Raw genomic sequence first — 6435 nt, forward strand, 5'->3', positions numbered from 1 at the left:
CAATAAACACCGGCTTGAATCACTGTATCGCAACCAGGAGTGTGGAATGGATCGTCTCGCCAGCATGGCCGCCTTTGTCAAGACCGCGGAGGTCGGTTCCTTTGCTGCCGCCGCCAGCGCGCTGACCATGTCGCCGCAAATGATCGCCAAGCACGTGACATGGCTGGAAACCCGTCTCGGCGCGCGCCTGATTCACCGCACCACCCGCCGCCAGAGCCTGACCGAAATCGGCAAGTCGTATTACGAGCGCTGCAAGGTGGTGCTGGCCGATGCCGACTGGGCGGACGCGCTCGCCAACGAAGCCAAAGGCGCGCCGCGGGGACGACTGCGTATCAATGCGCCGGTGTCGTTTGGCACCCAGACGCTGATCCCGGTGATTGCGCGCTACCTGCGGCAGCATCCGCTGGTGGAGATTGATCTTGTGCTCAATGATCGCTATGTCGATCTGGTGGAGGAAGAATTCGAGGCCGTGTTCCGGATCGGCGCCTTGGCGGACTCGAGTTTCATGGCGCGTGAGCTGGCGCCGTTTCGCATTGTCGCCTGCGCCGCGCCCGAGTACTTGCAAGAACGGGGTACGCCGTTGACGCCGGCCGATCTGGAACAGCACGAGTGCCTGGCCTACGCCTCGGCATCGGGCCCGACTGCCACCGAATGGCATTTCATGCGCGCGGGTGAGCAGCACACCGCCGCCGTCCGGCACCGGTTGCGGGTCAACGATTCCAAGGCATTGCTGGTCGCTGCATTGAACGGCTTTGGCATCGCCTTCATCGCCGAGGATCTGGCCCGCGACGGGTTGCGCTCCGGACGGCTGGTTCCGGTGCTGCCTGACTACGACACGCCGTCACGTCCGTTGCACCTGGTCTACCATCCTGACCGCCGGCAAACGCCGAAGCTCAAGAGCTTCATTGCGGCGGTGGTCAGTGAACTCGGCCAGTGAGGCACGGGATGGCAGCCATTGCGATGGCAGCGCAGGTCTGAGTTGCCAGGCACATTGCGCAGGGCCATCGCGGCGCAATCTGCTTGTGCGTTGCGCGCACCCCGACAAAAAAGCTTGTTCTACTGTTCCATTTGCAGCGAACTGCCTGGAGGGGCACTCCCGTTATCCGCCTCCAGGCCCGCAGCCTGGCTACGTGCGGCCCGCCAGCGCTGCATCGGGGAAGGGTGGCTTGCGCTGCCAGAATTGCTATCGCCGTAGGCCTGCACCAGCTTCCTGAAGTATCCAGCCAGATGCCCTGCCGGCCACCCTGCGCGTGTCGCCATCGCCAGGCCGGCCCGGTCCGCCTCAATTTCCTGCTCCTTGTTCAGGGGTGCCAGTTTCATCATCAAGCTGGCGTCGTTGTCGACCGCATCTTCCAGCGCTGAAAACGGCTTGGCCAGCCAGCCTGGATCCAGACGCACGGCCTCCTCGTATTCCTTGAGGTTGTGCAGCAAGAGCGCGTGCTGCATTTCATGGCTGAGCAAAAATGCGAGCTCGGCGTCACTGAGCCCAAGCCGCTCGACATACGCCTGGCTGACCAGGATTTTCCCTCCCGCCATGCACGAGGCGTTGTCATCCGGGTCGCTGCTGGTGTGAATTTCCCATGACAGCAGGGCCGCGGCGGGATCGTCGCGCGTGGCCTGTTCGCGCAAGCGCATGGCGATGCGTTCGACCCGCGACCGGAACGCAGCGTCACGGTCGAGCATGCCGGCGCGGGCCAGTTCAGCGACCCTGCCCCGGTACATTTTGTCCGCACCCGCGACGACTTCATCGAGCGTGACGGCGCTTGCCTCGCCGATGGTGAACAGCAGGCACCAGACAAGCACGTGCATGAACCGAGGTAGAGACATTGGCGTGGCGGGTTTAAAGATATCTTGTGCTTTCTGCGTCTCGCCTTGGCGAATAATGGCAACGAAATTGGCGAGACGCGCGCATCACCATAAACGCCAGGGTTTCCTGGTTCAACTGTAATTCGCCTGTGCCAACGGCGGCTTTTGGTCGGGAGCGTGACGCCAGACCGGGTCGAGACAGCCGACATAAGGGGACTGCAACGGGGAGGCGCGCTGCGTTTGCGGCCCCCGGAGCGGGCGGCGCCGCCCTCCCGCTCAAGCCTTCACTTCGACCACCGGTTCGAAGCCGCCGAAGATCATGCGTTTGCCGTCGAAGGGTATGGGCGGGTTGCCGGGTGTGGACGGATCCATGCGCGGGTCTTCCATCATTTTCTTCACGCCTCCGTCGCGCGTGGCCTTGTCCGGCCATTCGACCCACGAAAAAGCAACCGTCTCCTCAGCCGTGGCCTGCACTGCGCGGCGGAAATCGGTGACTTTGCCGTCGGGGACATCGTCACCCCAACCTTCGATTACGCGGAGGGCGCCCAACTCGATGAACAACGCGTCGAAATGTTGCGCGTGTTCGATGAACTTCTGCTTGTTGGCGGTGGGGACAGCGATCACGAAACCATCGATATATGACATGTCGTCACTCCTGTTGAGTTGACCGGTACGCGTGCCGGACTGAGGGCACCATCCTATCGCTTCGACGAACGATTGGAAGCCAAATCGATACGTCTTGCCTGACAGGAGCACATGCGCCCTGCAGCGGCGCTGGAGCAGCGCCGCCCTCAGCATAAACGCCTCGGCAAAGCAGGATGTTCGCGCTGATCAAATATTGATAATCATTTAGCCGTCCTCCCTTGGCCGGAGCCAAGCGATAACGTCGTGGTGCGAACCCCACTGTATCGAGAAGAACGGCATGTTATTTTGCGGCATTCACCTTCACTCAAACAACAGCTTGTGGGCGATCGCACAAGATTGACCCGATTCCTTGAAATTTATCGTCCGTTATTGCCGCGGCGTCCCAGCCAAAAATATAAGCGATCTTCAACAGGTGGGCACGCTTCCATGGAACACGGCAGGCCGAGCCTTGACGGTCGGCTCCGGCGCGATCGCCGCTGCCGAGCTTCTGGCGCAATCGGACCGGCGGCGTCGGACCGTTCAACTGGCCGGGCTCATGTCGGGCCCATGTGCGTCGAAAGCCGCCCCGGCGCCGGATCGCTTGTCGGTGCGTGCTGCGCGCCGCGCAACAGGTACGTCGCGGCCGTAAGGTTCCAGATCCCCTGCACCAGCAGGATGCCGACCACAACCGTCTCCGTCATGGCTTGCCCGGCTGCGACAACCGCGACCGCCGGAAGGGCTCCGCTCACCAGTCCAATCACGCCAAGCCTGCGTGTCAATCCGCTCTCGCGCAGCATGGCCGAGGCCCAGGCAACGGCCGCAAGCGACTGGCATACCCAGGCCACGCGCGCGATGTCGGTGAGGGCGACGCCGGCCATTGTCTGGATCATCCAGTAGCCGACGCGCACTGCCTCGGGCGACTCGGTGGCGAACAGCGCCGCGGTATCGGTACTGATAAAGCCGTCGATGGTGGTTGCCACCAGCATCAACATGCTGCCGGCGGCGTAGGCGATCAAACCGGCCAGGACGGGTGCGCGCCGCAGGCCGAGGCGCTGCGACAGCACCGTAAAACCGAACATCAGGCCGCCGACGCACGTCATCGCCACGATATGCACGAGCTGGTGCGCGTCGCGAAGCTTGACCATGCTTTGCAGGATCGACAGCGCATCGCTGCCTTGCGCGCTCGAGTCGAGTGCCACGGCGGCGATCGACGCAATGGCGCACAGGACAATGACGAGGCCGGCGTTGCGCGCCGTGGTGTCGGTTTCGTGTTGTTGATGGGCAGTCATGGGCATTCTTTCAATAAGTGGCCGCACGGCGATTTGCGTGCAGCACCTACTGTGTGGCGCGAGCATGGCGCCTGCATGTCGGCGCGGTAAAGATTTGTAAAGGCTCAGTGGGCGTACGGCAGCGTCACGCGAAAGCAGCAGCCGCCACCTGGATTGGGCAGGCACCGGGCATCGCCGCCGTGGTGGCGGGCGATCTGGCGCACTAGGGACAGGCCCAGGCCGACACCACCGGCCGCTTCAGGGCAGCCGGGCAGCCGGTAGAACGGCTCGAAAACGCGCTCGCGATGCTGCGTCGGAATGCCGGCGCCGCCATCGCAGACGTCAAGCCGCAGCCCGCTTCCGGACTCTGCGGCGAACCGCACCTCGATCTTCGAGCCGGCGCCGTAACGGATCGCGTTCTCCAGTAAATTGCGCACCATCCGGCGCAGCAGGCGGGCGTCGCCCTGCACACAGTAGGTGCCGGCGTCGAGCGTGGCGTTGGCGCGCGCGCACTCCTCGGCCAGCAGGCCAGTAAGGTCGACCTCCTCGATGCGCGGCAGGGCGACACCTGCGGCATCGAGGCGGCTGGCCAGCAGCACCTCGTCGATCAACTGGTCCAGCTCGGAGACGTTGCGCCGCAGTTCGGCGCTGATCGCCGGCGTCGCCTGTTGCGCCATCAATTCGGCTGCCATGCGGATGCGCGCCAGCGGCGAACGCAGCTCATGGGAGGCGTTGGCCAGCAGCGTTTTCTGCGCGCCGACCAGCGACTCGATGCGCGCGGCGGAGTGATTGAAACTGGCGGCAAGGCGCGCCACTTCGTCGTCGCCCTCGACCGCGACACGGGTCGACAGCTCGCCCTCGCCCCACGCTTCGACGCTGCATTGCAGCCGCTCTAGGCGCAGCGTCAGACGGCGCACGACGGGATAAGCGCCCGTCGCGACGACAAGCGCAATCGCGATGAGCAGCGCGACGAAGCCCATCGCGTGCATCCGCGGACCCCTGACGGCAAGGCCCGCCTGGGCCGGATCGAAGAGCAGGTGCGCAAGGCCGAACAGGACTGCCGCCGCCAGCAGGCTGGCCAGCAAGGCGAGGTAGAAGCGCACGAACAACCGCCGCGCCGGCGTGCGCCGCAAGGTCGTCAAGAGCCGGGGCGCCGGCTCAGTCATGCGCTGCGGCGAACACGTAGCCGGCGCCGCGGATGGTGATGATGCGACGGGACTGCCTGGCATCGTCTTCAATGGCGGCGCGCAGCCGGCCGATGTGGACGTCGATCGAGCGGTCGAACGGATCGAACGCCTGGCCCTTGACTGCGTCGAGCAGCTGCTCGCGCGACAGTACGCGCCCGGCGCGCCCGGCCAGTGCCACCAACAGGTCGAACTGATAGGAGGTCAGCGCGCGCGCCTCGCCCGCAAGCCGCACGCTGCGCGCGCCGGGGTCGATTTCGAGGTGGCCGAAGCGCAGTGTTTGCGGCTGCTCCGACGCCAGCGGCGGGCGGCGCAGCACGGCGCGCAACCGCGCCAGCAATTCGCGCGGCTCGAACGGCTTCGGGATGTAATCGTCAGCGCCGATTTCGAGGCCGATGACGCGGTCGAACGGATCGCCTTTCGCGGTCAGCATCACGACCGGGATCGAACGCAGCGGCGCGGCGAGCGTGCGGATCTGGCGGCAGACCTCGAGGCCATCGGCGTCCGGCAGCATCAGGTCGAGCAGGACCAGGGCAAAGTCCGCACCACCCTGCCGCAGCATGGCCATGCCTGCCTGTGCGCTGGCGGCATGCCGGACCTCGAAGCCGTGCGGCCTGAGGTAAGCGGCGACCATGCCGGAGAGGCGCTCGTCGTCTTCGATCATCAGGACATGTTGGACCGCGGATCATACCTCAGTGCATGCGCGATCCCAGGTGATCGCCCAACCTGATCCTTTGTTCGCGCGTGAGCGCGTCGGCAGCGATCGGCATGGCGGGCGGCAGTTAGCCGCGCCCTGCCACACCACCTGGCATGCGGGTCCGCACCAGGCGGCCCAAGGTCGTCGAAGTATTTGACTGTGAGGACGCGATTCAGGCCCGCTTCACGATGTCCCCACCCGTGCCCTGCGCTACCAGCAATCTGTCCGATTCAGTTCTCGTTCGCGAACGTCCGCAGTTGGCCGCTTGTACTCATGTTCCAACCGGGATTTCGATCCCGAGCCGCCGTTGGCATCACTGTGTTTGGCGAACGCTCACTCAACGAGAACAGTGACTTCTTTTGCAAAGTTCTCCAGCTGACCTGCCTCGAATTTCAGACAGGTGCGCGGCTGCGTGTCACCGTCCTGGCCATTCAACGTGACACGCAAACTGATATGGCCAGTCCTGTCCGATGTAGCAACAATCTCGACGCTGCTTTCGAGGTCACTCCACGATTTTTCTCCAACCCAGCCCGCCCATTCGGCAGCAATTTCACGGAACAATTCTGCTGGCGACGGAACCATGAAGGTAAACGACAGGGCGGTACCGGAAAACCAGGGCGTCCGCACGGATACATCGAAGCTTGTTTCTTCCCCCAGTCGTTCTCGTATTTCGAATGGCAAGACTGACCCGTCATCGGGCGACGTGAGTTCGTATCGCTTAGGTGACCTAACCTGAATTTTGCATAAAAAAGGGCAAGAATGCCGTAAGTGATTGATAAAATGTGAGTTATCGAGAAACACACTCATCAACACAAACGCCACCTTGCCGACATGAATTCTACTTCAGAGCAGCTCC

7 protein-coding genes are annotated in these 6435 nt (G+C 63.7%); 1 reads left to right on the top strand and 6 read right to left on the bottom strand.

Features of this window, described 5'->3' with window-relative positions; genetic code table 11:
• The first annotated feature begins 46 nt into the window (after positions 1-46).
• The gene (locus tag RCH09_RS15560) at positions 47-937 is read left to right on the top strand and encodes a LysR family transcriptional regulator (RefSeq protein ID WP_326942042.1); all 891 of its coding nucleotides are present in this window, start codon (positions 47-49) and stop codon (positions 935-937) included.
• Between the two features lie 119 nt (positions 938-1056).
• Here the strand turns inward: RCH09_RS15560 and RCH09_RS15565 are convergent, their stop codons facing one another.
• The 6 genes from RCH09_RS15565 to RCH09_RS15590 all read right to left on the bottom strand — a co-directional run bounded on the left by RCH09_RS15565 (position 1057) and on the right by RCH09_RS15590 (position 6260).
• Entirely contained in the window at positions 1057-1827 is a 771-nt protein-coding gene (locus RCH09_RS15565) for a M48 family metalloprotease (RefSeq protein WP_326942043.1), read from the bottom strand.
• 255 nt (positions 1828-2082) lie between these two features.
• Positions 2083-2451, bottom strand: coding sequence for a DUF1428 domain-containing protein (locus RCH09_RS15570; RefSeq protein WP_326942050.1), 369 nt, complete (start codon positions 2449-2451; stop codon positions 2083-2085).
• Positions 2452-2984: 533 nt separating this feature from the next.
• Positions 2985-3719, bottom strand: coding sequence for a hypothetical protein (locus RCH09_RS15575; protein WP_326942044.1), 735 nt, complete (start codon positions 3717-3719; stop codon positions 2985-2987).
• 104 nt (positions 3720-3823) lie between these two features.
• On the bottom strand, positions 3824-4864 hold the full coding sequence (locus RCH09_RS15580) for a sensor histidine kinase (protein ID WP_326942045.1): 1041 nt from the start codon (positions 4862-4864) through the stop codon (positions 3824-3826).
• Positions 4857-5546 carry a response regulator transcription factor gene (locus tag RCH09_RS15585; RefSeq protein ID WP_326942046.1) on the bottom strand — a complete coding sequence of 230 codons (690 nt, stop codon included), beginning with the start codon at positions 5544-5546 and terminating at the stop codon, positions 4857-4859. The genes RCH09_RS15580 and RCH09_RS15585 overlap by 8 nt, the downstream gene beginning before the upstream one ends.
• Positions 5547-5912: 366 nt before the next feature.
• A complete protein-coding gene (locus tag RCH09_RS15590; protein ID WP_326942047.1) occupies positions 5913-6260 on the bottom strand; it encodes a DUF6228 family protein in 348 nt (115 codons plus the stop codon).
• Positions 6261-6435 lie beyond the last annotated feature (175 nt).

Source organism: Actimicrobium sp. GrIS 1.19, assembly GCF_035984655.1.
GTDB lineage: Bacteria > Pseudomonadota > Gammaproteobacteria > Burkholderiales > Burkholderiaceae_D > Actimicrobium.

Coding starts and splice junctions, on each gene's coding strand:
- RCH09_RS15560 (WP_326942042.1), top strand. CDS start 47: ATGGATCGTCTCGCCAGCATGGCCGCCTTTGTCAAGACCGCGGAGGTC.
- RCH09_RS15565 (WP_326942043.1), bottom strand. CDS start 1,827: ATGTCTCTACCTCGGTTCATGCACGTGCTTGTCTGGTGCCTGCTGTTC.
- RCH09_RS15570 (WP_326942050.1), bottom strand. CDS start 2,451: ATGTCATATATCGATGGTTTCGTGATCGCTGTCCCCACCGCCAACAAG.
- RCH09_RS15575 (WP_326942044.1), bottom strand. CDS start 3,719: ATGACTGCCCATCAACAACACGAAACCGACACCACGGCGCGCAACGCC.
- RCH09_RS15580 (WP_326942045.1), bottom strand. CDS start 4,864: ATGACTGAGCCGGCGCCCCGGCTCTTGACGACCTTGCGGCGCACGCCG.
- RCH09_RS15585 (WP_326942046.1), bottom strand. CDS start 5,546: ATGATCGAAGACGACGAGCGCCTCTCCGGCATGGTCGCCGCTTACCTC.